Raw genomic sequence first — 25,403 nt, 5'->3', positions numbered from 1 at the left:
TCCGACACCTGAAGAACCCATACCTTTTTTTGACAGGAGATGGCAATGAAAAAGCGATTCATGCTGGGGGCTGTGGCCGCAAGTCTTGTCTGGCTGCCGCCGGCTTTTGCGTCTGACGACAGCCGGATCGAATTCCACGGCGGCATCGGCTCGACGCCGTTTGCGTTGGTCAGCGGCGCACCCGGGCCCAATGATGTGCGCGGCATCGCGCCGGGCGGGCGCCCCTGGGTCATTGAAAAGCTTCGGGCGGCCATTCGTCCCGACGGAAATATTTCGGTCAGGGGCCAGGGTCTGCTGCTGGCCGGCGGCAATTCGGTCGGTCTGCCCGCGCTGCCGCGCCAGGTGGTGGCCACGCTGTTTTGCGGTGCCACGGAGCTCACCTCGCCACCCGCAGACCTTGATGCGAGTGGCAATTTCATGATCCGGGGAACGCTTGGCGCCGCGCTGCCTGAACCGTGTCAAACGCCGACCTTGCTGATCCGCAATTTTTCTGCCAACGCCGCCGGGGCCTGGTTTGCCGCCGGGATTCCGGAAAACTGAAGCGTTTCGGGCACGGTGACAAAGCCGCTTGGTGGCGTGTGCCAAGTCGATTCTTCACGCCAGCGGCTGCAGGTCCGCGCGTCTGGAATAAAGGCCGTGACCCGGACATGCCGGGAGCTTGCGTCGCCCCGGTGCTGCAGGCTCAGGCGAAGTGGTCGAACGAGGTGTAGGTGTTGGCCACCGCCTGGCCTTGGGCGTCAATGAGCCGCAGGCCGCGTTCGCTGTCGATGCGGCCGATGCGGGTAACGGCTGTCTGGCTGCTGCGGGCCGCAGCCGCGACGCTGGCGCGGGCCGATGCGGGCGCCGTGAACAGCAGCTCGTAGTCGTCGCCCCCGGCCAGCACCCAACCCAGCCGTTGCTGTGGCTTGATTTCAGTATCAAAAACCTTGATTGCGCAAGCTTCATAAGCACTTACAGCTATTAAATTCATAGCTATTGCGGTGTTTACGGTGGCGCCTGCACCCGACTGCTTCAGCAGGTGGCCCAGGTCGCCGAGCAGGCCGTCGCTGACATCGATGGCTGCCGTGGCGATGCCGCGCAAGGCCACGCCCAGCGCCACCCGCGGGCTGGGCTGCTCCAGCCGCAGGCGGGCGGCAGCCAGCACCGGCGCGGGAACGGACAGCGTGCCGCGCAGCACTTCGAGCGCCAGCCGGGCATCGCCCAGCGTGCCGCTCACATACAGGTCGTCGCCGGCCCGGGCGCCTGAGCGCAGCAGCGCCTGCGAACGTCCGTTGACCACCGGCACCTCGCCAAACACGGTGATGCAGATGTTCAGCGGCCCCTGCGTGGTGTCGCCGCCGACCAGCTCGCATCCATGGGCGTCTGCCAGCGCCAGCAGGCCGCGTGAAAACGGCGCCAGCCAGGCCGCGTCCACGCGGGGCAGCGCCAGTGCCAGTGTGAAGGCCAGCGGTTTGGCTCCGCAGGCGGCCAGGTCGCTCAGGTTGACTGCCAGCGCCTTGTGGCCCAGCGCGGCCGGATCGACATCGGCAAAGAAATGCCGGCCCTCGACCAGCATGTCGCTGGAAATCGCCAGCTGTGTTCCCGGCGCGGGCTGCAGCAGCGCGCAGTCGTCGCCCACCCCCAGCACCGCACGCGGCGTGGGGCGCGTGAAGTAGTGCGCAATCAAGTCGAATTCACCCATGGCGGCAAGCATACCGTGAGTCTTGCCAGCGGCTGGCCGAGTGTTCTGCCACGCCAGGCACGCCTTCATAAGCGGATTCAACCCGACTGATGTGGCGTCATGTCAATTTTTCCGAAACTTCCTTGAGGAGGTTTTCCACCACGTCAAAACTGGCGGGTTTGGCCAGATGGTGGTCAAACCCTGCTTCGCGTGAAAACTGCCGGTCTGTGTCCTGGCTGTAGCCGGTCAGGGCGATCAACACCATGGCCTCGAGTGAGGCTTCCTGGCGAATGCGCCGGGCGACCCCATAACCGCTCAGGCCGGGCAGGCCGATGTCCAGCAGCACCGCGTCGGGGCGCCAGGCCAGCGCCGCCTCGACCGCGCTCAGGCCATCGTGCACCATGCGGATCTCATAGCCGGAAAATTCAAGCAGCATCCCCAGCGTCTCGGCTGCATCCACGTTGTCGTCGACCACCAGCACACGGCATTGTTTTTTCAGCGTCCCGACCGGCGCCCTCACCAGGGGAACCAGCGGGGGCAGTGGCGCCGCCCAGGCCAGCATGCACGGCAAACGCACGGCAAACTCGCTGCCTTGTCCCTGCACGCTGTGTGCCGTTACCGTCCCGCCGTGCAGTTCCACCAGCCGCTGCACCAGGCACAGGCCAATCCCCAGGCCGCCTTGCGCGCGGTCCAGCGAACGTTCGGCCTGCGTGAACAGGTCGAAAATATGCGGCAGCAGATCGGGCGCAATGCCAATGCCGGTATCCCGGACCCGCAGTACAACGTCAAGGCCGTCCTGCTGGACGATCAACTCGATGCAGCCGCCTTCTTCGGTGTACTTGGCGGCGTTCGTGAGCAGGTTGACCACCACCTGCTCAAGCCGTGCGGCATCGGCATGCAGCCAGACAGGCGGCGCCGGCAGGCGCACGGTGAGGCGGTGCCGGTGCTGGGTGATCAGGGGCTGGGCCGTTTCAACCGCCCGTTCCACGATGTCGCTCACGGCAACCTGCTTGCAGCGAAGCTGGACCCGGCCGGTGGTGATGCGGGAGACTTCCAGCAGGTCATTGACCAGGTGATTGAGTTGCCCCACCTGGCGCTCGATGATGGCGCAAGCCTGCCTTTGCATGGGGGTTTCATTTTTCTGCAGGCGCAGCAGATGCACGGCGCTGGAGATGGGCGCCAGCGGGTTGCGCAGTTCATGGCCGAGCATCGCCAGAAACTCGTCCTTGCGGCGATCCAGTTCCGCCAGCACCTTGACCTGTGCCAGTGTCTGCAGCTCGGCCTGGCGGCGCACCGTGATGTCGCTGTAGATGATGGCCGCCTTGCGGCTTTCAGCACCGCCGACCCGAAAGGCATTCAGCTCGAACACGCGCCCTTCTGCAGCGTGAGTGCGCTCAAACCGCACCGGCATGCCGGTGGTGCAAACGCTGTTGCAAATGGCAATCCATTCCTCGAGCTCGTCGGGCAGCATTTGCCGCAGTGTTTTTCCCAGCACGCTGGCCATGCCCGGCAATGCGGTGAACGCCGGGTTGGCATCGACATAGCGAAAATCGGCAGGTTGGCCGGTGGCAGTCTCGATTTTCTCGATGACGCACAGCCCGTCGTCAATCGAGTTGAATAAAGTGCGGTAGCGCGCTTCGGATTCTTGCAGCTCAAGGGTGGCGATTTTTCGCCGTGTCAGCAGGTCAAAGCGCTCAATGGAATTTTGCAGCGTGCGGGTCATGCTTTCGGCGGAGGTCCAGCCCTTGCCGATGTAGTCCTGTGCACCCGCGCGCAGCAGCCGCGCACCGTCGTCATGGTCTGCACCGTGCCAGCCGGTGACGATGACGACCGGGCAGGGCGGCAGGTCAGCGCCGTTGCACAGTGCCGCCAGCACTTCATCGGCGTCCATGTCGGGCAAATGAAAGTCGAGCAGGATGCAGTCAAAGGGAAGACGGTCCGGCCGCGCCGCCTGCTGGTCGCGCACTGCTTGCAAGCCGGTGCTGCCCAGTTCTGCCTCCGTGAACTCGAAGCGCGCGGCCGAGCCGCGAAGCAGCATTTGCCGAAGGTTGGCACGGTCGTCGGGGCTGTCGTCAATCAGCAGGATGCGGTAGGTGGTGCTCATGGTTTTTTCTGCAGGGGTCCGGTGGGCAGTAGGGCGCAGTCCAGCCAGTAGCTGAAGATGTCCTGCAGGATTTTCAGGTGTGCCGGGTGGCTGACCGGCTTGGTGTGGTAGGCGTTGACATGGTTTGCATAGCAAAAATCAACATCGCGCGGATTGTCCGAGGTGCTCAGCACGACAGTCGGGATGGCGCGCAACTGGCTGCACGCCTTGATCAGTTTTAAAGTGTCGCGGCCATCGTCGCCCGGCGTGTTCAGGTCAAGCAGTACCAGGGCGGGAAGAGCGCTGTGGTTTTGCAGCGACTCTTGCAGCATGTGCAGGCATTCACCGCCGCTGGGCGCGCGGTGCACGAGGTGGGGGATCCCGGTGCGCCGCGCCGCTTCGACGACGGTTTCAAAATCTTCATCGTTGTCTTCGACCACCACGATGGACTGTGCCGCGCTCATGGCAGGGCAGTGCTTGTGGCCGGCAGTGTGAAATAGAACGTGGCGCCGCTGCCGGGTGTCGAGTCCAGCCAGATGATGCCGCCATGCCGGCCCACCACTTTCTTGACCACGCTCAGGCCGGCACCCATGCCGCCGCCGTATTCGTTGCGGCCATGCAGCCGCTTGAACATGCGAAAGATCTGCTCAAAATGCCGCTTTTCGATGCCAATGCCGTCGTCGCGCACAAAATACACCATCTGGTCGCTGCTTTGCGCCGGCGCATCCACGGGCAGTCCGGGCTCGCCAGGCGCCAGATAGCCTATGTCAATGTGCGGGCGCTCCTGGCGCGTGTACTTCAGCGCATTGCTGATCAGGTTGCTGAAGATTTCGCGAACATGCACCTCGTTGCAGCGGGCCATCGGCAGCGGCCTGGCCAGCGTGATGGTGCAGCGGTTATCGGCCGGGCGTACGCCGACCATTTCGAGTGCATCGGCGACCACGCTGTTCAGGTTGACGTCTTCAAAGTCCAGCCGGGTCCGGCCCATGCGCGAAAAATGCAGCAGCGAGTCCAGCAAGCTGTCCATGCGCAGCGTCAGGCGCATCAGGCTTTCTGCCCGCTGCAGGTTCTCGGGGTCAAGCCCCTGGGTGCTTTCAACCATCTGGTGCGCATAGCGGTGGATGCCCCGCAGCGGCTCCTTCAGGTCATGCGAAGCCACGTACGCAAAGGCATCGAGCTCTTCGTTGCTGGTGGTCAGGTCCACGTTGAGTTCGGTCAGCTGCTCGGTCCGCGCCACCACCAGTTCCATCACCAGCAGCCGCAAGCGCAGGGCGGACTCGATCTCCATGACGCTCCAGGGCAGCGCGCGCGCCTGCACCGATTCGACAAACAACTCGAACGAACCGCGTGGCGTCAGGCGTGCGCCGTTCACCCCGGTGGCCACGATCTTGTCGTTCGGGTCGCCGGCCCAGTCGATGGTTTGCGCTGTCTCGGGCCGGAACCACAGGATCAGGTCCTGGCGCAGGCGCGACACCCGCACGGCCAGCACGCCGCTGGCCACGCCGGTGATGTCGGCGCCTGCCGGGTAGTCCTGCAACAGTGAATCGGTCGCATAGACCGGCCGCGCGCCCACATCCAGCTCGGCGCGCTGGTTCAGCCACTGCGCCAGCGTATCGAGTTGCACGTCCGTCGGTGTCCTGCCTACGCACCACCACCGGCCCATGTGGAAAAGCGCGGCGCCATCGGCCTGCATGGCATCGAGCAGGGTCGGCTCGCCGTTGAAAAACGCCATCAGGTCGCCGACTTGCGCGGCTTTGGCAATCAATTGCTGGTGAACGGCGTCGACCTTGAGCCGGTAGGCCTGTTGCTCAAGGGCGTCGGTGGATTTCAGCTGGAGCGACACCACCTGGGCAATCAGCTCGCAGGCCGCCCGCATCTGGTGCCCAAAGTACGTCGGCTGGTACTGGTGGCCGACGATCAGGCCCCACAGTTCGCCATCGACCAGGATCGGCATGACCAGCGTCGCGGCCACGCCCATGTTGGCCAGGTATTCGGTGTACATCACCGAGGCGCCGCGCAGCGCGCAATGCGTCATGTCCAGCGGTTTGCCGGTGTCGGGATTGGCCAGCGGCACCAGTTCCACCAGCGAGCCGGCGGCATCCTGAAGCGGTCGCACCCAGAGTTTCTTGAAAATTTCACGGGCGGGTTGCGGAATATCGGTCGCCGGATAGTGCAGGCCCAGCCAGGCCGGCAGGTCGTCGCGTTTGCTTTCGGCAAATATCTCGCCATGCTGATCGGCATGAAAGCGGTACACCATAACCCGGTCGAGCCCGCCCATGGCGCGCACTTCCGTGGTCACGCGTTCGCAAAACCCGCGCAGGCCGGTGGCTGTCTGCAATCGGCCAACGGCCGACTTGAGCAGGGAAAAATAATCACGTTCAGCCTGGCCCGCCTGCCGTCCGGTGGCCTCGAATTCCAGCAATGCCACGCCGTCCATGGTGTGAATGCAAACGTCAAGTGCTGCCTTGCCCTCACGCGCTTCAAGCGTGAAGGCATAAACCACGTTGCGCTCCAGCAATTCGTTCTGCAGCATGTTTTGCAGATAGTCCTGCCGCTGGGCACCGATGACACGGCTGATGCGCTGGCCGAGCAGCCCCGAAAGCGGTTCCCCGAAAAACTGTTGCGTGTTGTCGCTGCCCTGCAAGATCGTGAGGTCAGCCAGGCGCAGCACGAGCAGGACGCCGTGGGCCTGGATGCAGCCAGGCGTCTTGACGGGTTCGCTCTCGCAGGTGGTCAATGTGGTGCCGTGGCGCAAGATGCTGTAAAGGCCGTTGGCCCAGGGCTGCGAAGCGGAATCTGGCGAAGCGTCGTTCATGGTGTGCCGCCTTTGGGCGTCGGGTAAGAGGGGAACAGCCATTGGTCCAGGGTTTCAAACGTCTGGTTGGCGCTGGCAAGAATATCGTTATGTTGCGCGCTTTCACCTGCGTTCGCCCTGAGCATGGCGCAAAAGGCCTTCCATTGCTCCCCTGTTTGCGCACCATAGCCATCAAAAAACGCGCCGCCGGTCAAGGGCGTCAGTCCCAGGTTGCTGTTCAGGTGCCGGGTAATGATCTGTCCGCCCAGCGTGGCGCCTTCGATCACATAGAGACAACCGAGCAGTTGCCCCTTGCTGGCCAGTGTTGGCAGTTGCTGGCAGCGGGCGAAACTCTGGATGGACGCGGGAGTTTCACCCAATGCGTGCAGGTCTTGCAACAGTCGCGGGGTTTTTTGCCGCCCGGCGTAGTCAAAATTGATGGCAGGCCAATAGGGAAGGGTCTGCAATTGAGCTTCCAGCGGTTCGTAGTAGCCCCAAAACAACTGCAGGAACTGCAGGTAGCGGGCCCGTGACATGTCCGCATCCAGCAGGGGCAGCCTGGATTCGAGCGCTGCATGGCGCGAACTGGTGGCTTCTTTCAAACGTTTCAAAATCATATTCTTGAACCCAACCGGAAGGCTGTGTAGTGTCGTGTACGACATAGCGTAAATACCGTGCCATTTGGTAATGCTTGTAACGCAGTCGGGAGCCGCGTGCTGCTAAAGCTGTGGGTGCGGTGTGCACGCTGGCCATCAGGCGGTGGCGTTGGTTGCAGTTTCGGTGTGTTTGTAAAAGGCACTTGCTGCGTTTGGCAATGCCCTTATTTCTGCTGTCGTCCTGAGTGTTGCTAAGCAGAAGGCGGTTTCCTAAGGTGGAATATTGCTATGTATTAAGTAGCAATAAGTGCCTTTTGGGCTTGCGCGTAAGCATGTTTTGTCTGTTTTTATTGCTTGGCGGCTATGGCGCGGCATGCGTGCCGCCACGAAACCGATCGGCCGCCTGCCGGATGACTTCGGCCAGCAGGCGTTCCTCGCCCTGGCGTTCGCGCAGCCAGCGGGCGTCGTTGTCGTTGCGCTCGACGCTGCGCCGCAGCAGGTCGATGGACGCGCTGGCACCCACGCTGGCGGCGTGGCGTTCAATGCGGTCCATGGTTAACAAAATGTGTTCGCGCAGCGGCATGTGGCCACCTGTGGCCGGGTCCACATACACCGCGTCCAGGCCGAAACGGCAGGCCTGGAAACGGTTATAGGTATAGACCAGGTAATCGTCTTCGGTCGGCATGAAGGTGTCGTCGTTCATGAACCAGCAGCCGAGCGACTGCACATAGCCGGCCAGCGCGGTGGCGCGCTCGATGGTCAGTGGCGTGTCGAAGACACGGATTTCAATGGTGCCGAACTCCGGCTTGGGCCGGATGTCCCAGTAGAAGTCCTTCATGCTTTTCACCACGCCGGTGTGCGCCATCTTGTTGAAGTACACCGTGAACTCGTCCCAGGTCAGCGCAAACGGCGCGCGTCCCGACAGCGGAAAGGCAAACACCGAGTTCAGCCGCGCCGAGTCAAACGCCGTGTCCTGCCCCTGCACATAGGGGCTGGACGCCGACAGCGCGATGAAGTGCGGGATGTAGCGCGACATGCGGTGCAGCGTCAGCAGCGCGGTGTCTGCGTCGGGGCAGCCGATGTGCACATGCTGGCCGAAGATGGTGAACTGTTTGCTGAGGTAGCCGTAGAGCTCGGACAGCTCGCGAAAGCGTGGCTTGTCGTAGATGCGGCGCTCGTGCCACTGCTGGAACGGGTGGGTGCCGCCGCCGACCACGGCAATGTTGAGCTTGTCGGCGCACTTGACCAGCGCATCGCGAATCTGCGTCAGCTCGCCCAGCACCTCGGACGAGGTGTGGCAAATGCCGGTCGAAACCTCGATCATGCTCGACGTCATCTCGGGAACCACCGCGCCGGGCAGCGGGATTTGGGTCATCAGCCGCAGCATGTCCTCGGCGTAGGGCGCCAGGTCGTAGTCATGGGTGTTGACCAGCTGCATTTCCAGCTCGACGCCCAGCGACAGGGCGGCTGATTTTTCGAAATGTTCAAGACTCATGGACCGGTCCGGTTGAAACGGCGCGCACCACCGGCGCCCAGGGTTTGGAGCATTCGCCGGCGCGGTACAGCGCCACGGTGGCAAGCACGGCGCCCAGCACTTCCATCAGCAGGATGGCGGGCAGCGCCACCATGGCAACCTGGTCGCCGATCGGTCCCGACGCGGCGACATATTGCGACACCAGCAGCAGCGCCACCGACGACATCGGCGACATGGCGCAACCGACCCACAGGCTTTGCTTCCAGCTGGCGCCGCTGCGGGCATTGCCCAGCGACACGCCGGCCACCTTGGCGAGCATGCGCACCAGCACCAGGCCAATGACCAGGCCGGCAACCGGCCGGCTCCAGTCGGCCTGCGCAGCCACCACCGACACCAGCACGAACATCAGCATGGTCAGCATCGACGAGGCGGTGCCCATCTGCCGGGGCCAGGACCAGGGGCGCGGGTTGAGCTGCTTGAGCAGCATGCCGCCCAGCAACGCCGCCAGCGGCGCCGAGCCGCCAAAGTTGGCCGCCAGCGCGGCGCCGGCGGCAATCATCGCGAGCAGCAGGATGGCGGTGTTCTCGCTGGTCGGGCTCATCACCCGCAGGGCAGCGCGCAGCACCAGCGCCAGCACCGCGCCGACCACCACCGACAGGCCCAGCACCACCAGCACCGGCAGCAGCGTGTTTGACAGGCCGGCTTCGCCGCGCGGCAGCATGCCGGCCCGGGCGCTGCACAGCGTCAGCGCGTACAGGCTGCTGAGCGTTGACAAGGCCAGCGCCCGCTCGGTGACCGGTCCGGCAGCGCGCGTGTCGATGGCCACGCGCGACAGCACTGCCGGCGACGCGGCCATGGCGACCAATGCCAATGATTCGGCCACCACCGCCGGCATGCCGAAGCTGCTGAGCAGCCAGCGCACGCCGAAAAAGGTCAATGCGGATTCGGCCACGCTTTGGACGAGCAGCATCGGGTTGTGGCGAAACCAGCGCAGCGAAATGCGCCCGCCCGCCTCGAACAGCACCACCGCGACGCCGAGTTCGAGCAGGAACAGGCCGGTTCCCTGCAGCGGCCAGGCTGCGCCGGTGAAGCCGGCCAGTCCGGCAAAGGCGCCGATAGCCGAATAGCCGATGACCTTGGGCAGGCCGGTGTAGCGGTTGACGAGCTGGCCGGCAACGGCAGCCAGCGCCAGCAAAATGGACCATTGCACGGTCGGCAGCCCGGCCGAAGGCTTGATCCATTCGGCCCAGATGGTCATGAGTTCATTCATAGGGTGATCTCTCCACACGAGGATGGGGGGCTGAACTGCCCGGGCAGGGCGGGTGCCCTGACAGCAGCCCCAACCTTGAAAAGGACTCCATCCGGTCAAAACAAACCGGCATGCGCCAAGGGGGGAAAACAACAATGTTTCTTAAATTTACAGTCCTTGTCCGAATCTTCATGTAAGACCAGGGCGAAAACGCCTATGTTAACGGGGGATGAAAAATCGCAGGGGATGGCTGCGCCAGCGTGCCCAGATGGCGGAACGGATGCGGGCACGGTCGAGCTTGCTGACGTTGTGTGCCTGCAGCGCCAGCCGGAAGGCAAAGTAAAAACTCACGCCCAGGTTGAGCGCGCCAATCAGCGGAATCGACGCCACGCTCAACCAGAACGCCGTTTGCCGAAATGCCTCCAGCCCGAGCGATGCGCCAGCTGCGGCCAGCTGCCCGGTGGAGAGCGTGACATGGCGCAATTCGAGTTCAAGACCAAAAAAACCGGTAAAGGCCGGAATCAGGCCAAGCATGAAGCCCAGTGAAATGTTCGAGGCAAAGCCGGATATATGCTCGCGCATGAACACCGACCAGCGGGCGGCGCGCTCGTTGCCCAGCACGGCGGTAAAACGCGGGTTGTGCCGCATCGCCGAGTCCAGGTGGTGCAGCACGAACCAGTTCTCGACCCAGCCAGCAATCATGCTGGCCGAAAACAGCACCACCCCGGTGAAGGCCGCCCACAGCAGCGTCGGGCCGAGCAATGTGAGCGATTCCAGCACATGCCGGGCGCTGTCCGCGCCGATCATCGGGCGGCCGAGCAGCAGTTCGATCGCCGCATTGACCAGCAGCACCGCCGGCACCACCATGAAGACGTTGCCAAACACCGCCGCCACCTGCGAGCGCACCAGGTGCGTGACCTCGTCGACAAAATCTTCCAGCGTCGAGGTGGATTCGTCCGAGTCGATGTTCTTGAGCTTGGCGGCCATGGCTGGCGCGGTCATGGCCGGCTGCTTGGTGGCCAGCGTGAAATGCAGCAGCTGGATCAGGATGAACGAGGCGGCATACATCAGCCCTGCCCAGAAGCCGCTCCAGAACGCCGACAGGCCGACGGCCACGACCATGAATTTCAGCAGCGTCGTCAGCGCGGTGATGGCGCCGCCGCCCATTGCCTTGCCGAGCATTTCCTTGTAGTCGGCGCGGTTGCGCGTGATGTAGTGCTCGCCGGTTTCAGCGCTGCGCTCGGCCATCTTGGCCGACAGCAGGGTTGAATTGGTGCTGATCAGCGCGATGATGCTCTTGCTTTCCTGGGCAATCGTGACCCGGCGCGCCAGCAGCTTGAGCGCGGCCATCGCCGGCTTGGCCGACAGCAGGGCTTCGAGCAGTTCGCGCTGGCGCAGCATGCGGGCGCGCAGCTGGCGCAGGCGGAACACCATGCCCAGGGAAATGCCGTTTTCCTCCAGATGCGCATAAATGCTGTTGACCGCCTGCCGGCAGGCGTCCAACCGCGCGCGGTACTGTTTGACGGCCGCCTGCAGCGCCAGCGCGTCAGGCACGGGCTGGAAAAACGCCGTGCGCAGTTCCTGCACGTCGGCGGGCAGCGCATGAAAGGCGCGTGCGTGCGGACTGGCCCGGTTCATGCGCAGCCGCAATTCGGGCGCAAAACCGGTGGCGCGGATTTGCGCGGTGCAATACGTCAGCGCGTCCATCAGGCTGTAATGCCAGTCCTGGGTATCGCGCGCCTTGTCGCTTGACAGCAGCGCGCTGAGCTGGTCGACCTGCGACTCTTCGAGGGCGCTCATCCACTGGAAGTCGAAACGCGCGGTGGCCACCAGCGGAAACAGTTCGGAAGCGTCGGTGGTTTCCGGGGTGCCGGGCAGCAGCTTGCGGCGCAGGCGCTCGGCCAGTTCGCTGACAAAGGCGGTGCGCGGCGCAAAGCCGAAATCCGCCAGCAAGGGCGTGATGTCCACCGTGCGAATCAGCGTGGCCCACCAGGCCTGCAGGCGGGACCGCAACGCCGGTTGTCTTTGCACCGCGTCGATGAACGCCTGCACGCGAATTACGGCGGCCTGAACCGAGGTCCGGTCGCCGCGAATCCATTCGAACAATTTGATCAGCCAGACATGCCGGTCCGCCAGTCCGGCGTCCGGGTCCAGCGCCCCCAGCAGACTCGCCAGGTCCTTCATTGCAGAGTTCACTGCCACCCGGTCAATGCAGGACGCGCCCGGAAGAGCCGTTGGCATCGGAAGCTTCCAGTACAAACAGGGAAACCGCCGCTTCGAAGCGCTCGCCGTCCTCGGCCACGCAAAAATAGCTGCCGTGCATGGTGCCGCTGGCCGTGCGCAGGCGCGAGCCGCTGGTGTACTGGAAGGACTCGCCGGGCTTGAGCAGCGGCTGCTGGCCGACCACGCCCAGGCCCTTGACCTCTTCGGTGTGGCCATTGGCGTCGCTGATGATCCAGTGCCGTGAAATCAGCTGGGCGGCGACCTCGCCGGTGTTGGTCACGGTCACGGTGTAGGAAAAGCCGTAGATGGCTTGTTCCGGCGCTGACTGCTCAGGCAGGTAAAGGGGGGCGGCGTCGCAGGAAAATTGGTATTTGGGCATGGCAGGGGCAGCAGGAAAATCGGTTGGCCGTGATGTTAACCGCCCCGGGTTGGCGCGGCCCCGTCGCTGGTCTTGCGACGGGGTACCCTTTTTTTGCATGCTGCGACAATCCTGCGCATGCCCCACACCACGCCCACCTACCGCATTGCCCCGTCCCTCTTGTCCGCCGACTTTGCCCGCCTGGGCGAAGAGCTCAAAGCCGTCATTGCCGGCGGCGCCGACTGGATTCACTTCGACGTGATGGACAACCATTACGTGCCCAACCTGACCTTCGGGCCGATGGTCTGCCAGGCGCTAAAAGCCCATTGCCAACGCGCCGATGGCTCTGCCGTGCCGATTGACGTGCACCTCATGGTCCAGCCGGTTGACAGCCTGGCCGCCGCCTTCGCCGATGCCGGTGCCGACCTGATCAGCTTTCACCCCGAAGCGTCCGGCCATGTGCACCGCAGCGTGCAGGCCATCAAGGCCAAAGGCTGCAAGGCCGGGCTGGTGTTCAACCCGGCCACGCCGCTGGACGTGCTGGACTGGACAATTGACGACATCGACCTGATCCTGATCATGAGCGTCAACCCCGGCTTTGGCGGCCAGAGCTTCATCGACTCGGCATTGCGCAAGATCGAGCAGGCACGCAAACGAATCGACGCCTCGGGCCGTGACATCCGGCTGGAAGTCGATGGCGGCATCAAGATTGACAACATCCGCCGCGTGGCCGATGCCGGCGCCGACACCTTCGTGGCCGGCAGCGCCATCTTTGGCAAGCCTGATTACCAGGCGGTGATCGATGCCATGCGGAGCGCGCTCAAAGGCTGAGTCGGGCGTCCTGGTGTCAGTTTTCACCGTTAAGGGCAACTTCAGGCATTAAAAAGACTGCTGCCGCAATCGCAGATTGCATAAGCAGCTATGAATTAAGTAGCATGAAAGGCTGTCAAAACCCTGCAGGCGCTGGGCCGTAATTTCAGCGCTCAGGCGCGGCCACGGGTCGCCGCGCTGTTTCCAGCCATTCAAACAGGCCCATGCCCGCCAGCATGGCCGCCACGAAAACCAGCGCCTTGGCCTCGCCCATGCCGAGCGCGACCAGCGCCGGCCCCGGACAAAAGCCCGCAATGCCCCAGCCGATGCCGAACAGCACGCTGCCCATGACCAGCCGGCGGTCGATCTGGCGCGCCGTGGGCAGTTTCAGGGTGGCGCCCAGCAGCGACGCGCTGCGCCGGCGGGCAATGGCAAACGCCACGGCGCTGACGGCGACCGCACCGCCCATCACCAGCGCCAGCGACGGGTCCCAGCGCCCGAAGAGGTCAAGGAAGCCCAGCACCTTGGCCGGATTGGCCATGCCGGACACCATCAGGCCGATGCCAAACACCAGGCCGGAGAGCAGGGAAGTGAATGCAAGCATGGGGTCTCCTCAGATTTTCAAGAGATGGCGGATCACGAACACGCTGGCAAAGCCGGCGGCCATGAAGCAGGCGGTGGCGACCAGCGAGCGCGGCGACAGGCGCGCCACGCCGCAGACGCCGTGCCCGCTGGTGCAGCCCGAACCATAGCGCGTTCCCACGCCGACCAGCAGACCGGCCGCAATCAGGGCGGCGTAATCCGCATCAATCTGCAGCACCGGCAGCCCGGCGAACAGGCCATAGACCAGCGGCGCGCCGACCAGGCCCAGAACGAATGCCGCGCGCCAGGCGATGTCGCCCCCGACCGGCTTGAGCAGCCCGCCCAGCACGCCGCTGATGCCGGCAATGCGCCCGTTGAGCAGCAAAAACAGGGCCGCCGCCAGCCCGATCAAAGCGCCGCCAGCCAGTGACGACCAAGGCGTGAAATGGTTCCAGTCGATGTTCATGAGGTTTCTTTCGGGCAGTAAAGACGGTGCAGCACCGCAACGATTTCCAGCATCGCCGGGTCAGCCACGCTGTAGTAGATGTTCTTGCCCTGGCGCCGCGTGTTCACCACGCCTTCGGCGCGCAGGACGCCCAGTTGCTGCGACAGCGTCGGCTGGCGAATGCCCAGCTGCGCCTCCAGTTCGCTGACGCACAGCTCGCCTTGCGACAGCTGGCACAGCAGCAGCAGCCGGTCTTCATTGGCCAGCAGCTTCAGGGCGGCAACCGCCTGGGCTGCGCCTTGGCGCAAGGTGTCGGTGTCAATCACGGGGTGGGAAAGTAGCATCTGGCTGCCTGCAAGGTTTGAGTTGACTTTAATATACCAGTATATATAATATTGGTCAATACATTGAAAAGGTTCACATGCGCATCCAAGCTGAAACCCAAGCGTTTTTCGACCCTGCCACCCACACCGTCACCTATGTGCTGTGGGACAAGGCCAGCCGCCACGCGGCGGTGATCGACCCGGTGCTTGACTACGATTTCAAGTCCGGCCACACCCACACGGAATCGGCCGAACGCGTGCTGGCGTTCCTGCAAGAGCACCAGCTGCAAGTGGACTGGATTCTTGAAACCCATGCCCATGCCGACCACTTGTCAGGCGCGCATTACCTGCAGGAACGCATCGGCGGGCGCATCGCCATCGGCGAACACATCCGCGAAGTGCAGACGGTCTTCAGCAAGCTGTTTAATTTTGAACGCAGCTTCATGCCCGACGGCAAGCAGTTTGACCATCTGTTCAAGGATGGCGAGACTTTCATGATCGGCGGGGTTCAGGCCACGGCGCTGCTCGTGCCGGGCCACACACCGGCTGACATGGCGTATCGGGTAGAAGGCGCGGTGTTTGTCGGCGACACCCTGTTCATGCCCGACGTGGGCACGGCCCGTGCCGATTTTCCAGGCGGTGATGCGCATCAGCTTTACCGCTCCATCCACCGCATCCTGCAATTGCCGCCCGACACCGTGGTCTACGTTTGCCACGACTACCCCCCGACATCGCGCGAACCCGCATGGCAGACCACGGTGGCCGAGCAACGCGCCCGCAACATTCACGTGCGGGACGGTATCAGCGAAGACGAATTTGTGGCCATGCGCATGGCCCGCGATGCCACTCTGGACATGCCGACGCTGATCCTGCCGGCGATCCAGGTCAATGTGCGTGCCGGGGAGATGCCACCGGCTGACGACAACGGCATCGCATACATGCGCATTCCAATCAACACCCTGCCGGGGCATGGCTGATTTGACCTGCGGGCACAATGCAGCCCTTCCTTGTTTAACTGAATGAACCGAACCACCCGATGACCCCTGCTGTTTGCCTGCATTCCGGCCGCTACGACGCCGCCATCATTGATCTGGACGGCACGATGGTCGACACGCTGGGCGACTTCGTGGTGGCGCTCAGGCTGATGCTGGCCGAGGTGTTGCCGCCCGAATACGCCGGCGTGGCGCTCGGTTCGGCCGAGGTGGGCCGCAGGGTCGGCAAGGGCTCCGAGCATCTTGTGCAATCAGTGCTGAATCATGTGTTTGCGCAAGCAGGACGGGCAGATGCAGCTATTGATTCAGTCGCTTTTTACGAACGCGCCCAGGCCAGCTACCAGCGGCACTATGCGGCCATCAATGGCCAGCATTCAACGCTTTATCCGGGCGTGCTGGAAGGCCTGGACACGCTGCGCAAAAGCGGGCTGCCGCTTGTTTGCCTGACCAACAAGCCGCTGGCCTTTGCCCGCACCCTGCTCAGGCAAAAAAACCTGGACGGGTTTTTCAGCGAAGTCTTCGGCGGTGATTCGTTCGAGCGCAAGAAGCCCGATCCGCTGCCGCTGTTGAAGGCCTGCGAGTTCCTGAAAACGCAGCCATCCCGCACGCTGATGATTGGCGACTCCAGCAACGACGCCCGGGCGGCGCGCGCTGCGGGCTGTCCGGTGCTGCTGGTGACCTACGGCTACAACCATGGCGAACCGGTGCGCGCGGTGGATGCCGACGGCTTTGTCGATTCGCTGGCCGAACTGGCTGAACTGCGCTGACGCTGCTCAGCGCCGCCGCAACCGAAGGGGTTCAGGCCGCCTTGCCCAGCAGCTCTTCCTTGAGTTTCCAGTCGGCCGGCTTGGTGCCCAGCCAGATGCGCAGCATGGCGTTGTAAAACTCGATTTCCTTGACCGGCTCGCCCTGCGGCTTGCCCTTGACCGAAATCACGGTGCCGGTGCCGGGAATCCAGTCAAGGGTGAAGTTTTCACCCGGCAGCATTTTTTTCTGGTCTGAAAACACCTGGCTCATCTTGAGCAGGCCCGGAATCAGCCGGGACATCTCGTTTCTGGCTGCGTTTTCTTCAAAGGCCTTGGTAAAGCTCTTGCCGAGTTCATTCGAGTCGATCTCGCGCAGCATTGTGATGCTGATGCGCTTGGAACCTGGCGCGGCAAAGACCTCCTCCGGGGTGGCGGCCTTTTTTTCAAGGTACAGCGCCGCGACATAGACCTTGAACACCGCCTTGTAGCGGATGCCGACGCCATTCAGCGGCAGCCTGGCGCCCGCCAGTTCCACCGGATCAGCGAGAGTGATGCCCGACACCTCCACCGGCGCTGCCAGAAGCCCTGCCGACAGCATCAGGGCGGCCATGCCCGCCAGGCATCGATTGGGAAAAGTCATGAAGAGGCTCCTGAAAATTTGGAATGGAACGGTGGCTCGCTGGCGAGGCCAATTGTGCAGTCCCTGCCCGCCCGCACACAAGAAGGGTTTGCCATGAGGGTTGCCAATCGCACAGCGCAGCCCGGTGACTTTTCGGTGCTGGGCCGGGGCCTGCGGCTGTTTGCTACACTTTGGCCAACATGTCCATTCAACACATCGTTCAAACAGCTTTTGCAAGCCGGGGAGCCTGGCTTTGGCGCCCCTGTCGTTCACGGCACGCCTGAGGCGCGCATGGCCCTGAGCCTGCCTTGCCACTGGCACCGCTGCCATCTCCTGAACTGATGCGCCCATGCCCTGCGCCAAGCGTCTACCGGCCCCGGACTTCGGGGCATTTTGAATCACGGACGCCCGCGTTTTTGACACGCAGCGCTTTTTCCGTAAAAGGACACACAGTGATGACCGAACTTGAATTCAAGAGCCTTGCAGCGCAAGGCTACAACCGCATCCCGCTGATGCTCGAAGCCTTTGCCGACCTGGAAACCCCGCTGTCGCTCTACCTCAAGCTGGCCCATGCAAAAGACGGCGGCAAGTACAGCTTCCTGCTCGAATCGGTGGTGGGCGGCGAACGTTTCGGTCGCTACAGCTTCATCGGCCTGCCGGCGCGCACGCTGCTGCGCTCGTCGGGCTTTGGTGTTGATACGCTGACCGAAGTCGTGACCGATGGCCAGGTGGTTGAAACCTCCAAAGCCAATCCGCTGGACTTCATCAGCGACTACCAGCAGCGCTTCAAGGTCGCGCTGCGGCCCGGATTGCCGCGTTTTTGCGGCGGTCTGGCGGGCTACTTCGGCTATGACGCGGTGCGCTACATCGAGAAAAAGCTCGAAAGCACCTGCCCGCCCGACACGCTGGGCTGTCCCGACATCCTGCTGCTGCAGTGCGAGGAACTGGCGGTCATCGACAACCTGTCGGGCAAGCTCTACCTCATCGTCTATGCCGACCCGGCACGGCCCGAAGCCTATGCCAATGCCAAGAAGCGCCTGCGTGAACTCAAGGAGCAACTGAAGTATTCAGTCAGTGCGCCCGTCGTCAAGCCTTCCCAAGGCTACCCGGCCGAGCGCGAATTCGCCAAGGCCGACTACATTGCCGCCGTGGAGCGCGCCAAGAAGCTGATCGAAGGCGGCGACTTCATGCAGGTGCAGGTCGGCCAGCGCATCCGAAAGCGCTACACCGAGTCGCCGCTGTCGCTGTACCGCGCGCTGCGTTCGCTCAACCCGTCGCCGTACATGTACTACTACCACTTTGGCGACTTCCATGTGGTCGGCGCCTCGCCCGAGATCCTGGTGCGTCAGGAGCAGGTCGAGCAGGGGCAAAAGATCACCATCCGCCCGCTGGCCGGCACCCGGCCGCGCGCCTCGTCGCTGGAAGCCGACAAGGCCGCCGAGATTGAGCTGATCAACGACCCGAAGGAGCGTGCCGAGCACGTCATGCTGATCGACCTGGCGCGCAACGACATTGGCCGCATCGCCAAGACCGGCACGGTGAAGGTGACCGAAGCCTTTGCCGTCGAGCGCTACAGCCATGTGATGCATATCGTCAGCAACGTCGAGGGCATTTTGAATGACGGTATGACGAGCATGGACGTGCTCAAGGCGACCTTTCCGGCCGGCACGCTGACCGGCGCGCCGAAAGTGCATGCGATGGAGCTGATCGACCAGCTGGAGCCGACCAAGCGCGGCCTGTACGGTGGCGCCTGCGGCTACCTCAGCTACGCCGGTGACATGGACGTGGCGATTGCGATCCGCACCGGCATCATCAAGGACGGCACGCTGTATGTGCAGGCCGCGGCCGGCGTGGTCGCCGACTCGGTGGCCGAACTTGAATGGAAAGAAACCGAAGCCAAGGCGCGCGCGCTGCTGCGCGCCAGTGAACTGGTCGAAGAAGGGCTGGAGTGATCGCCATGGCCCTGATGCATAAAGTGGAACACTGCGAAAGCATGGCCGACGTGCGCCGCAACATCGACGCACTGGACGAGCGCATCGTCGCGCTGATGGCCGAACGCAGCGGCTACATGACGCAAGCCGCGCGCATCAAGCAGGCGGCCGATCAGGTGCATGACCAGGCGCGCATCGACTTCATCGTCGAGCGGGTCAAAGCCATGGCGGCAGAGCAGGGCGCGCCCGAAGCCGTGATCGAGGCCGCCTACCGCGCGATGATTGACGCGTCCATTGAATTTGAGCATGGCGAATTCAAGCGCCTGCGCCAGGAAGGAAGCCCGCCATGAAACTTTTGATGATCGATAACTACGACAGCTTTACCTACAACATCGTCCAGTATTTTGGCGAACTGGGCGCCGAGGTGGAAGTGTTCCGCAACGACGAGATCACCGTGGCCGACATGGCCGCCAGACTCGACGCCGGGCAGCTCGACCGCCTGGTGATCTCGCCCGGCCCGTGCTCGCCGGCCGAGGCCGGGATTTCGGTCGCGGCGATCCAGCACTTTGCTGGCAAGCTGCCGATTCTGGGCGTCTGCCTGGGGCATCAGGCGATAGGCGCGGCGTTTGGCGGCAAGATCATCCGCGCGCAGGAGTTGATGCATGGCAAGACCAGCGTCATCACCACCACGCAGCAGGGCGTGTTCGCCGGCCTGCCGGAGCAGTTCACGGTGAACCGCTACCACTCGCTGGCGATTGAAAAATCGTCCTGCCCCGAGGTGCTCGAAGTCACCGCCTGGACCGACGATGGCGAAATCATGGGCGTGCGGCACAAGACGCTGCCGATCCAGGGCGTGCAGTTTCATCCGGAATCCATCCTGACCGAGCATGGCCATGCGATGCTGAAAAATTTCCTGGCGCAGCAGGCGTGATGCTTGCTACCGAATCAATAGCTGCTTGTGCCCGTCCACCTTGCGCCAAAGGCCAAAATGACTGAAAAAATGATTGATCTGCGCAGCGACACCGTCACGCAACCGACGCCGGCCATGCGCGACGCCATGCTGGCGGCCCCGCTGGGCGACGATGTGTTTGGCGGCGACCCGAGCGTCAATGCCTTGCAGGAAAAAATCGCCGGTCTGCTGGGTTTCGAGGCCGCGCTGTTCGTGCCCACCGGCACGCAAAGCAACCTGTGCGCCATCCTTGCGCACTGCCAGCGCGGCGATGAATACATCGTCGGCCAGCAAGCGCATTGCTACCGCTGGGAAGGCGGCGGCGCGGCGGTGTTCGGCAGCGTGCAGCCGCAGCCGCTGAACCACCAGCCAGACGGCACACTGCTGCTGTCTGACATCGACGCGGCCATCAAGCCCGACGACGCGCATTTCGCCCGCACACGGCTGCTGGCGCTGGAAAACACACTGGGCGGCAAGCTGCTGCCGTTTGACTATCTGCAGCAGGCGACGCAACTGGCGAAAGACCGGGGTTTGATGCGGCATCTGGACGGCGCGCGGCTGTTCAATGCCGCCGTGGCGCAGGCGCTGCAAACCGGCAGTGATGCCTTCACCGAAGCGCGGCGCATCGCCCAGTGTTTTGACAGCGTGTCGGTGTGCTTCAGCAAGGGGCTGGGCGCGCCGGTTGGCTCAGCGCTGTGCGGCTCGCGTGAGTTCATTGCGCGCGCGCACCGCATCCGCAAAATGGCCGGCGGTGGCATGCGTCAGGCCGGCATGCTGGCGGCGGCCGCCTCGCATGCGCTGGACCACCATGTCGTGCGGCTGGCGCAAGACCATGCGCTGGCGCAGCGGCTGGCCGACGGGCTGGCAGGCATCGAAGGCCTGCAGGTCGAGGCACCGCAGACCAACATCGTGTTTGTTGACCTGAGCGGGGCCGCGCGCCACCAGTCGGCTGCCTTGCTGCAGCATCTGGCGGCGCACGGCGTTCAGGCCACGGGGCTGTACCGCCTGCGGTTTGTCACCCACCTGGATGTTGATGCCGCTGGTGTCGATGGCGCAGTTGCCACGATCCGCCAGTTTTTCAACGCCTGAAGCCGGCACCAGTCCATGGGCATTGACCACCTTGCGCTGTTTGTCGTCGCCGGCCTGGTGCTCAACCTGACGCCTGGCCCCGATGTGCTTTACATCGTGACGAATGCGCTGCGTTCGGGCGCCCGCACGGGAATAGTCGCGGCCCTGGGCATCACGGCCGGGTGCTTTGTGCATATCTTTGCCGCAGCGATTGGCGTGAGCGCGCTGATGGCGGCGTCCGCCACCGCGTTCACCCTGCTCAAATGGGTAGGCGCCGCCTATCTGGTGTGGATCGGCCTGCGCATGCTGCTGGCACGCGCTCCATCGCCGGGTGCATCTATTGCTATTAATTCAATAGCTGTTCGCGCTTATCCGGAAAGCGCAAAGGCCCTAAAACGTGTATTTTTCCAGGGTTTCTGGACGAATGCGCTCAATCCCAAGGTCGCGCTGTTTTTCCTGGCCTTCGTGCCGCAGTTCATCGCGCCCGGTGTGCAACACAAAGCGCTGGCGTTCCTGCTGCTTGGCCTGCTGTTCAACTTCAATGCCCTGTGGGTCAACATTGGCTGGGCCGCAGTGGCTGCCTGGATGGCCGGGCGCATGGCGTCGGTCCAACATGTCCTGCAGGGGCTGGAGCGCGCCGCCGGCCTGATGTTCATCGGGTTCGGCCTGAAGCTGGCCTTTTCCGATCATCCGACGACCTGATCCTTCACATCAACAAAAAGCCGAACAGGAAACCCCATGCCCCACAGCCACAAGATCACGGCCAGCGAAGCGCTGCAACGCACCATCGAGCACCGCGAGATTTTCCATGACGAAATGCTGCACATCATGCGGCTCATCATGAGCGGAGAAATGTCGCCGCTCATGACGGCAGCGCTGATCACCGGCCTGCGCGTGAAGAAGGAAACCATCGGCGAAATCACCGCCGCCGCGCAGGTGATGCGCGAGTTCTCCACCAAGGTGCATGTTGCCGACAAGACGCATCTGGTCGATATCGTCGGCACCGGCGGTGACGGCTCGCACACCTTCAACATCTCGACCTGCGCCATGTTCGTAGCGGCGGCGGCCGGCGCCCGGGTCAGCAAGCACGGCGGGCGCAGTGTCAGCAGCAAGTCCGGCAGCGCCGACGTGGTCGAGTCACTGGGCATTTCGCTCAAGCTGGCGCCCGAGGCGATTGCCCGCTGCATCGCCGAAGTGGGCGTCGGCTTCATGTTTGCGCCAAACCACCATCCGGCCATGAAGAACGTCGCGCCGGTGCGCAAGGAACTCGGCATTCGCACGATCTTCAACATCCTCGGCCCGCTGACCAACCCGGCCAGTGCCCCAAATATCCTGATGGGCGTGTTCCACCCCGACCTGGTCGGCATCCAGGTCCGCGCCCTGCAGCGCCTGGGCGCCGAGCACGCGCTGGTGGTTTATGGCAAGGACGGCATGGACGAGGTCAGCCTGGGCGCGGCCACCGTGGTCGGCGAACTCAAGGACGGCGAGATCATCGAATACGAAATCCATCCTGAAGACTTCGGCCTGTCGATGGCCGGCAACCGCGCCCTGCGGGTTGAAACACCCGAGCAGTCCAAGGCCATGCTGATGGGCGTGCTCGACAACCAGCCGGGCGCCCCGCGCGACATCGTGATTCTGAATGCCGGCGCGGCACTGTATGCCGCCAATGTCGTCAATTCGATGAAGGAGGGCGTGCACAAAGCACGAACCGCTATCGAATCAGGAGCCGCCAAGGCTAAACTGGCGCAATTGGTCGCCTTCAGCCAGTCGGTTTCGGCTTAAGGCAGCATGGCGCGATCCCGGTGTCTGGATTGCGCCGGGCGTGTCGCTGGTGTTTATCGTCGCCGGATTCGTCATGCACCGCATCTTTTTGAAAATCCTCAAAAACGGCTCATCCGAGTCCTTCGTTTCATCCGCCGGGCAGGCCCAGCCATCGCCCGCAATCCCACCACTGGAATCCCATGAGTGACATTTTGAACAAGATCATTGCCGTCAAGCGCCTGGAAGTCGCCGACGCCCTTAACCGCAAGCCGCTGGCAGCAATGCGCCAGGACGCCGAATCGCGCGTCCAGACCCGCGACTTCGTCGGCGCGCTGCGCGCCAGGATCGCGGCAGGCAAACCCGCCGTGATTGCAGAAATCAAGAAGGCCAGCCCGTCCAAGGGCGTGCTGCGCAGCGATTTCATTCCCGCCGACATTGCGCAAAGCTATGCCGAGGCCGGCGCAGCCTGCCTGTCGGTGCTGACCGACCAGCAGTTTTTCCAGGGCAGTATCGACTACCTGAAGCAGGCCCGAGCGTCGTGCAGCCTGCCGGTGTTGCGCAAAGACTTCATCATCGACGCCTACCAGATCTATGAATCGCGCGTCATGGGCGCCGACTGCATCCTGCTGATCGCCGCTTGCCTGGACGATGCGCAAATGAAGGCTTTCGAGGCGCTGGCGATGTCGCTCGACATGGCGGTGCTGGTCGAGGTGCATGACGAGGCGGAACTGGCGCGGGCGCTCATGCTCAAAACGCCGCTGATCGGCATCAACAACCGCAACCTGAACACCTTCGAGGTCTCGCTGGACACCACGCTGTCGCTGATGGGCAAGGTGCCTGCAGAGCGTCTGCTGGTGACCGAGTCGGGCATCATGACGCCAGAAGACGTCAAGCGCCTGCGCGATGTCAATATCAACGCCTTCCTGGTTGGCGAAGCCTTCATGCGCGCCGACGAACCGGGCGAGGCACTGGTCGAACTGTTTGGTGAGTAAACAAAGGAGCGTGTGATGGCGCAGGAAAATTTTTCCCCAACGTCGGAGGCCACAAATTCCGGCCAGTTGATGAGTGCCGATCCGTCGCACTGGCCGGTTGCGCTTGACTGGAACCCGGCCGTGGACGAATTTTTTGCCAGTGCCACCGGGCACAAGCTGCTGACATTTCTGCGCGCCCGTCTGGAGGCTGGCGCAGTGATCTTTCCGCCGCAGCCTTTACGTGCGCTTGAACTGACGTCCGCCCAATCGGTGCGGGTCGTTATTCTGGGCCAGGACCCCTACCATGGGCGGGGGCAGGGCGAAGGGCTGGCGTTCTCTGTGGCGCCCGGTGTGGCGCTGCCGCCGTCGCTGCGCAATATCTTCAAGGAGCTGCAGCGCGACCTGGGCACGCCACCGCCCAAATTTCCGGTGCCTGGCGGCAGTCTGGTCAACTGGGCCACCCATGGCATTTTGCTTCTCAACACCTGCCTGACGGTGGAAGAGGGCAAGGCTGCCAGTCATGCCGGCAAGGGCTGGGAAATGCTGACAGACAACGTGATCCGCCAGGTTTCAGCCGGCGATCATGCCGTGCTGTTCATGCTCTGGGGCGCGCATGCGCAGTCCAAGCGCGTGCTGATCGACGAGGCGCGCCACAAGGTGCTTGTGGCCAACCATCCCTCGCCGCTGTCCGCCATGCGCCCGCCATTGCCTTTTATTGGCTGCGGGCATTTCTCGCAGGCGCGCGAGTGGCGTCAGGCACATCCAAAGGCTTGATTGCCAGTTTGTGAAAGCGTTTCACGGCGTGTTAAAGATTAAAGCTGGGTTGTTAACGAGATCCATATTTTCTTGAAAAAGAGTGGCATAATCCGTGATTCGCTTGAAGGATGGGTGTCCGAGTGGTTAAAGGAGGCAGACTGTAAATCTGTTCGCTAACGCGTACGCTGGTTCGAATCCAGCCCCATCCACCAAATTCTGAATGATTCTCTTGAGTTTGCATCGCAGCTTGACAGTTTCGTGTAGTTTTTGGGTTGTAAGGTGAGTTGAGTGTGAGTTGATCTGGCAGGGCTGCGCGGGAGTAGTTCAATGGTAGAACCCTAGCCTTCCAAGCTAATGACGCGGGTCCGATTCCCGTCTCCCGCTCCAGAGTGCTGAGGCACTTGGAAATTTGCAGGTCAGCATTGCATCGTTTGCCGCAAGAGAGTTTTTGAATTCAGCCCATTTGGCTCAGTGGCAGAGCACTCCCTTGGTAAGGGAGAGGTCCCGGGTCCGATTCCCGGAATGGGCACCATTTTTAAGTTGGTTGCAGTGTGTCTGTGCAGCTAACGGTGGTTTGTTAACTAGTTTTGTAACTTTTCGGAGTTGAAAATGGGAAAAGAGAAATTTTCGCGGACCAAGCCGCACGTGAACGTTGGCACGATTGGCCACGTTGACCATGGCAAGACCACGCTGACGGCGGCGATTGCGACCGTGCTGGCGGCCAAGTTCGGCGGCGAAGCCAAGGCCTACGATCAAATCGATGCGGCACCTGAAGAAAAAGCGCGCGGCATCACGATCAACACCGCCCACGTCGAGTACGAAACGGCTGCGCGCCATTACGCCCACGTCGACTGCCCAGGCCACGCTGACTATGTGAAGAACATGATCACCGGTGCAGCGCAGATGGACGGCGCTATCTTGGTGTGCTCGGCCGCTGACGGCCCGATGCCCCAGACGCGCGAGCACATCTTGCTGGCCCGCCAGGTGGGCGTGCCTTACATCATCGTGTTCCT

The 25,403-nt window shown here is 63.0% G+C and carries 26 protein-coding genes and 3 tRNA genes; 16 read left to right on the top strand and 13 right to left on the bottom strand.

All coding sequences use genetic code 11. The annotated features are described in order from the left end of the window. Positions 1 to 45: 45 nt before the first annotated feature. A complete protein-coding gene (locus IWX87_RS18300) occupies positions 46 to 540 on the top strand; it encodes a hypothetical protein (RefSeq protein ID WP_196864945.1) in 495 nt (164 codons plus the stop codon). 142 nt (positions 541 to 682) lie between these two features. Here the strand turns inward: IWX87_RS18300 and thiL are convergent, their stop codons facing one another. The 9 genes from thiL to apaG form a co-directional block, all read right to left on the bottom strand. Beyond that, positions 683 to 1,681 carry a thiamine-phosphate kinase gene (thiL, locus tag IWX87_RS18295; protein WP_196864958.1) on the bottom strand — a complete coding sequence of 333 codons (999 nt, stop codon included), beginning with the start codon at positions 1,679 to 1,681 and terminating at the stop codon, positions 683 to 685. Positions 1,682 to 1,778: 97 nt separating this feature from the next. Further along, positions 1,779 to 3,764 carry a response regulator gene (locus tag IWX87_RS18290; RefSeq protein ID WP_196864944.1) on the bottom strand — a complete coding sequence of 662 codons (1,986 nt, stop codon included), beginning with the start codon at positions 3,762 to 3,764 and terminating at the stop codon, positions 1,779 to 1,781. Continuing rightward, positions 3,761 to 4,207: a response regulator gene (locus tag IWX87_RS18285; RefSeq protein ID WP_196864943.1), complete on the bottom strand. Its 447-nt coding sequence runs from the start codon at positions 4,205 to 4,207 to the stop codon at positions 3,761 to 3,763. The genes IWX87_RS18290 and IWX87_RS18285 overlap by 4 nt, the downstream gene beginning before the upstream one ends. After that, complete coding sequence (locus IWX87_RS18280; protein ID WP_196864942.1) at positions 4,204 to 6,558, bottom strand: ATP-binding protein; 2,355 nt, start codon at positions 6,556 to 6,558, stop codon at positions 4,204 to 4,206. The genes IWX87_RS18285 and IWX87_RS18280 overlap by 4 nt, the downstream gene beginning before the upstream one ends. Beyond that, complete coding sequence (locus IWX87_RS18275) at positions 6,555 to 7,148, bottom strand: biliverdin-producing heme oxygenase (RefSeq protein WP_196864941.1); 594 nt, start codon at positions 7,146 to 7,148, stop codon at positions 6,555 to 6,557. Before IWX87_RS18275 ends, IWX87_RS18280 begins: the two co-directional genes overlap by 4 nt. A 346-nt stretch (positions 7,149 to 7,494) precedes the next feature. Then, positions 7,495 to 8,628 carry a YbdK family carboxylate-amine ligase gene (locus tag IWX87_RS18270; protein ID WP_196864940.1) on the bottom strand — a complete coding sequence of 378 codons (1,134 nt, stop codon included), beginning with the start codon at positions 8,626 to 8,628 and terminating at the stop codon, positions 7,495 to 7,497. Next, positions 8,618 to 9,877, bottom strand: a complete 1,260-nt coding sequence (locus IWX87_RS18265) for a cation:proton antiporter (RefSeq protein ID WP_196864939.1) — start codon at positions 9,875 to 9,877, stop codon at positions 8,618 to 8,620. Before IWX87_RS18265 ends, IWX87_RS18270 begins: the two co-directional genes overlap by 11 nt. A gap of 198 nt (positions 9,878 to 10,075) precedes the next feature. Next, the gene (locus tag IWX87_RS18260) at positions 10,076 to 12,040 is read right to left on the bottom strand and encodes a site-specific recombinase (RefSeq protein ID WP_196864957.1); all 1,965 of its coding nucleotides are present in this window, start codon (positions 12,038 to 12,040) and stop codon (positions 10,076 to 10,078) included. 22 nt (positions 12,041 to 12,062) lie between these two features. After that, positions 12,063 to 12,458 (bottom strand): Co2+/Mg2+ efflux protein ApaG, encoded by a 396-nt coding sequence (gene apaG, locus IWX87_RS18255; RefSeq protein ID WP_196864938.1) that lies wholly within the window; start codon positions 12,456 to 12,458, stop codon positions 12,063 to 12,065. A 117-nt stretch (positions 12,459 to 12,575) separates the two neighbouring features. Between apaG and rpe the strand changes: the two genes are divergently transcribed. After that, the gene (gene rpe, locus IWX87_RS18250; RefSeq protein WP_196864937.1) at positions 12,576 to 13,268 is read left to right on the top strand and encodes a ribulose-phosphate 3-epimerase; all 693 of its coding nucleotides are present in this window, start codon (positions 12,576 to 12,578) and stop codon (positions 13,266 to 13,268) included. Between the two features lie 145 nt (positions 13,269 to 13,413). Here rpe and IWX87_RS18245 read toward each other — a convergent pair whose 3' ends face one another. Genes IWX87_RS18245 through IWX87_RS18235 form a run of 3 tightly spaced genes read right to left on the bottom strand, consistent with a single transcriptional unit; the run spans position 13,414 to position 14,618 of the window. Further along, entirely contained in the window at positions 13,414 to 13,851 is a 438-nt protein-coding gene (locus IWX87_RS18245; protein ID WP_196864936.1) for a DUF6691 family protein, read from the bottom strand. Between the two features lie 9 nt (positions 13,852 to 13,860). Continuing rightward, positions 13,861 to 14,295: a YeeE/YedE family protein gene (locus IWX87_RS18240; RefSeq protein ID WP_196864935.1), complete on the bottom strand. Its 435-nt coding sequence runs from the start codon at positions 14,293 to 14,295 to the stop codon at positions 13,861 to 13,863. Beyond that, the gene (locus tag IWX87_RS18235) at positions 14,292 to 14,618 is read right to left on the bottom strand and encodes a helix-turn-helix transcriptional regulator (protein ID WP_036808496.1); all 327 of its coding nucleotides are present in this window, start codon (positions 14,616 to 14,618) and stop codon (positions 14,292 to 14,294) included. Before IWX87_RS18235 ends, IWX87_RS18240 begins: the two co-directional genes overlap by 4 nt. 77 nt (positions 14,619 to 14,695) lie before the next feature. Between IWX87_RS18235 and IWX87_RS18230 the strand changes: the two genes are divergently transcribed. Next, a complete protein-coding gene (locus tag IWX87_RS18230) occupies positions 14,696 to 15,574 on the top strand; it encodes an MBL fold metallo-hydrolase (RefSeq protein ID WP_196864934.1) in 879 nt (292 codons plus the stop codon). Between the two features lie 59 nt (positions 15,575 to 15,633). Further along, on the top strand, positions 15,634 to 16,356 hold the full coding sequence (gene gph, locus IWX87_RS18225) for a phosphoglycolate phosphatase (RefSeq protein WP_196864933.1): 723 nt from the start codon (positions 15,634 to 15,636) through the stop codon (positions 16,354 to 16,356). A 31-nt stretch (positions 16,357 to 16,387) separates the two neighbouring features. Here gph and IWX87_RS18220 read toward each other — a convergent pair whose 3' ends face one another. After that, the gene (locus IWX87_RS18220) at positions 16,388 to 16,975 is read right to left on the bottom strand and encodes a chalcone isomerase family protein (protein WP_196864932.1); all 588 of its coding nucleotides are present in this window, start codon (positions 16,973 to 16,975) and stop codon (positions 16,388 to 16,390) included. Between the two features lie 431 nt (positions 16,976 to 17,406). Between IWX87_RS18220 and trpE the strand changes: the two genes are divergently transcribed. From trpE to IWX87_RS18155, 12 genes are all read left to right on the top strand, one after another. After that, the gene (trpE, locus tag IWX87_RS18210; RefSeq protein WP_196864930.1) at positions 17,407 to 18,906 is read left to right on the top strand and encodes an anthranilate synthase component I; all 1,500 of its coding nucleotides are present in this window, start codon (positions 17,407 to 17,409) and stop codon (positions 18,904 to 18,906) included. A gap of 5 nt (positions 18,907 to 18,911) precedes the next feature. Further along, complete coding sequence (locus tag IWX87_RS18205; protein ID WP_196864929.1) at positions 18,912 to 19,235, top strand: chorismate mutase; 324 nt, start codon at positions 18,912 to 18,914, stop codon at positions 19,233 to 19,235. Continuing rightward, positions 19,232 to 19,816, top strand: coding sequence for an aminodeoxychorismate/anthranilate synthase component II (locus IWX87_RS18200; protein WP_196864928.1), 585 nt, complete (start codon positions 19,232 to 19,234; stop codon positions 19,814 to 19,816). The genes IWX87_RS18205 and IWX87_RS18200 overlap by 4 nt, the downstream gene beginning before the upstream one ends. A 57-nt stretch (positions 19,817 to 19,873) precedes the next feature. Further along, the gene (ltaE, locus tag IWX87_RS18195) at positions 19,874 to 20,923 is read left to right on the top strand and encodes a low-specificity L-threonine aldolase (RefSeq protein ID WP_196864927.1); all 1,050 of its coding nucleotides are present in this window, start codon (positions 19,874 to 19,876) and stop codon (positions 20,921 to 20,923) included. 15 nt (positions 20,924 to 20,938) lie between these two features. Then, positions 20,939 to 21,604 carry a LysE family translocator gene (locus IWX87_RS18190; protein WP_196864926.1) on the top strand — a complete coding sequence of 222 codons (666 nt, stop codon included), beginning with the start codon at positions 20,939 to 20,941 and terminating at the stop codon, positions 21,602 to 21,604. A gap of 36 nt (positions 21,605 to 21,640) precedes the next feature. Further along, positions 21,641 to 22,684, top strand: coding sequence for an anthranilate phosphoribosyltransferase (gene trpD / locus IWX87_RS18185; protein WP_196864925.1), 1,044 nt, complete (start codon positions 21,641 to 21,643; stop codon positions 22,682 to 22,684). Positions 22,685 to 22,863: 179 nt separating this feature from the next. Further along, positions 22,864 to 23,655: an indole-3-glycerol phosphate synthase TrpC gene (gene trpC / locus IWX87_RS18180; RefSeq protein WP_196864924.1), complete on the top strand. Its 792-nt coding sequence runs from the start codon at positions 22,864 to 22,866 to the stop codon at positions 23,653 to 23,655. A 15-nt stretch (positions 23,656 to 23,670) separates the two neighbouring features. Then, positions 23,671 to 24,408 carry a uracil-DNA glycosylase gene (locus tag IWX87_RS18175; RefSeq protein ID WP_196864923.1) on the top strand — a complete coding sequence of 246 codons (738 nt, stop codon included), beginning with the start codon at positions 23,671 to 23,673 and terminating at the stop codon, positions 24,406 to 24,408. Positions 24,409 to 24,516: 108 nt separating this feature from the next. Next, positions 24,517 to 24,602, top strand: a tRNA-Tyr gene (locus IWX87_RS18170). Between the two features lie 101 nt (positions 24,603 to 24,703). After that, positions 24,704 to 24,777, top strand: a tRNA-Gly gene (locus IWX87_RS18165). 70 nt (positions 24,778 to 24,847) lie between these two features. Continuing rightward, positions 24,848 to 24,922, top strand: a tRNA-Thr gene (locus IWX87_RS18160). A 77-nt stretch (positions 24,923 to 24,999) separates the two neighbouring features. Then, positions 25,000 to 25,403 (top strand): GTP-binding protein (locus tag IWX87_RS18155; RefSeq protein WP_196864922.1); only part of this gene is annotated, 404 nt, incomplete at its 3' end.

The organism is Polaromonas sp. CG_9.7 (assembly GCF_015752205.1).
GTDB lineage: Bacteria > Pseudomonadota > Gammaproteobacteria > Burkholderiales > Burkholderiaceae_C > Polaromonas.
This window is presented reverse-complemented; position numbering and strand designations above follow the sequence as displayed.

Bases quoted from the DNA above. Each gene is read 5' to 3' on its own strand.
- IWX87_RS18300 (WP_196864945.1), top strand. From the start codon at position 46: ATGAAAAAGCGATTCATGCTGGGGGCTGTGGCCGCAAGTCTTGTCTGG.
- thiL (WP_196864958.1), bottom strand. From the start codon at position 1,681: ATGGGTGAATTCGACTTGATTGCGCACTACTTCACGCGCCCCACGCCG.
- IWX87_RS18290 (WP_196864944.1), bottom strand. From the start codon at position 3,764: ATGAGCACCACCTACCGCATCCTGCTGATTGACGACAGCCCCGACGAC.
- IWX87_RS18285 (WP_196864943.1), bottom strand. From the start codon at position 4,207: ATGAGCGCGGCACAGTCCATCGTGGTGGTCGAAGACAACGATGAAGAT.
- IWX87_RS18280 (WP_196864942.1), bottom strand. From the start codon at position 6,558: ATGAACGACGCTTCGCCAGATTCCGCTTCGCAGCCCTGGGCCAACGGC.
- IWX87_RS18270 (WP_196864940.1), bottom strand. From the start codon at position 8,628: ATGAGTCTTGAACATTTCGAAAAATCAGCCGCCCTGTCGCTGGGCGTC.
- IWX87_RS18265 (WP_196864939.1), bottom strand. From the start codon at position 9,877: ATGAATGAACTCATGACCATCTGGGCCGAATGGATCAAGCCTTCGGCC.
- IWX87_RS18260 (WP_196864957.1), bottom strand. From the start codon at position 12,040: ATGAAGGACCTGGCGAGTCTGCTGGGGGCGCTGGACCCGGACGCCGGA.
- apaG (WP_196864938.1), bottom strand. From the start codon at position 12,458: ATGCCCAAATACCAATTTTCCTGCGACGCCGCCCCCCTTTACCTGCCT.
- rpe (WP_196864937.1), top strand. From the start codon at position 12,576: ATGCCCCACACCACGCCCACCTACCGCATTGCCCCGTCCCTCTTGTCC.
- IWX87_RS18245 (WP_196864936.1), bottom strand. From the start codon at position 13,851: ATGCTTGCATTCACTTCCCTGCTCTCCGGCCTGGTGTTTGGCATCGGC.
- IWX87_RS18240 (WP_196864935.1), bottom strand. From the start codon at position 14,295: ATGAACATCGACTGGAACCATTTCACGCCTTGGTCGTCACTGGCTGGC.
- IWX87_RS18235 (WP_036808496.1), bottom strand. From the start codon at position 14,618: ATGCTACTTTCCCACCCCGTGATTGACACCGACACCTTGCGCCAAGGC.
- IWX87_RS18230 (WP_196864934.1), top strand. From the start codon at position 14,696: ATGCGCATCCAAGCTGAAACCCAAGCGTTTTTCGACCCTGCCACCCAC.
- gph (WP_196864933.1), top strand. From the start codon at position 15,634: ATGACCCCTGCTGTTTGCCTGCATTCCGGCCGCTACGACGCCGCCATC.
- IWX87_RS18220 (WP_196864932.1), bottom strand. From the start codon at position 16,975: ATGACTTTTCCCAATCGATGCCTGGCGGGCATGGCCGCCCTGATGCTG.
- IWX87_RS18205 (WP_196864929.1), top strand. From the start codon at position 18,912: ATGGCCCTGATGCATAAAGTGGAACACTGCGAAAGCATGGCCGACGTG.
- IWX87_RS18200 (WP_196864928.1), top strand. From the start codon at position 19,232: ATGAAACTTTTGATGATCGATAACTACGACAGCTTTACCTACAACATC.
- ltaE (WP_196864927.1), top strand. From the start codon at position 19,874: ATGACTGAAAAAATGATTGATCTGCGCAGCGACACCGTCACGCAACCG.
- IWX87_RS18190 (WP_196864926.1), top strand. From the start codon at position 20,939: ATGGGCATTGACCACCTTGCGCTGTTTGTCGTCGCCGGCCTGGTGCTC.
- trpD (WP_196864925.1), top strand. From the start codon at position 21,641: ATGCCCCACAGCCACAAGATCACGGCCAGCGAAGCGCTGCAACGCACC.
- trpC (WP_196864924.1), top strand. From the start codon at position 22,864: ATGAGTGACATTTTGAACAAGATCATTGCCGTCAAGCGCCTGGAAGTC.
- IWX87_RS18175 (WP_196864923.1), top strand. From the start codon at position 23,671: ATGGCGCAGGAAAATTTTTCCCCAACGTCGGAGGCCACAAATTCCGGC.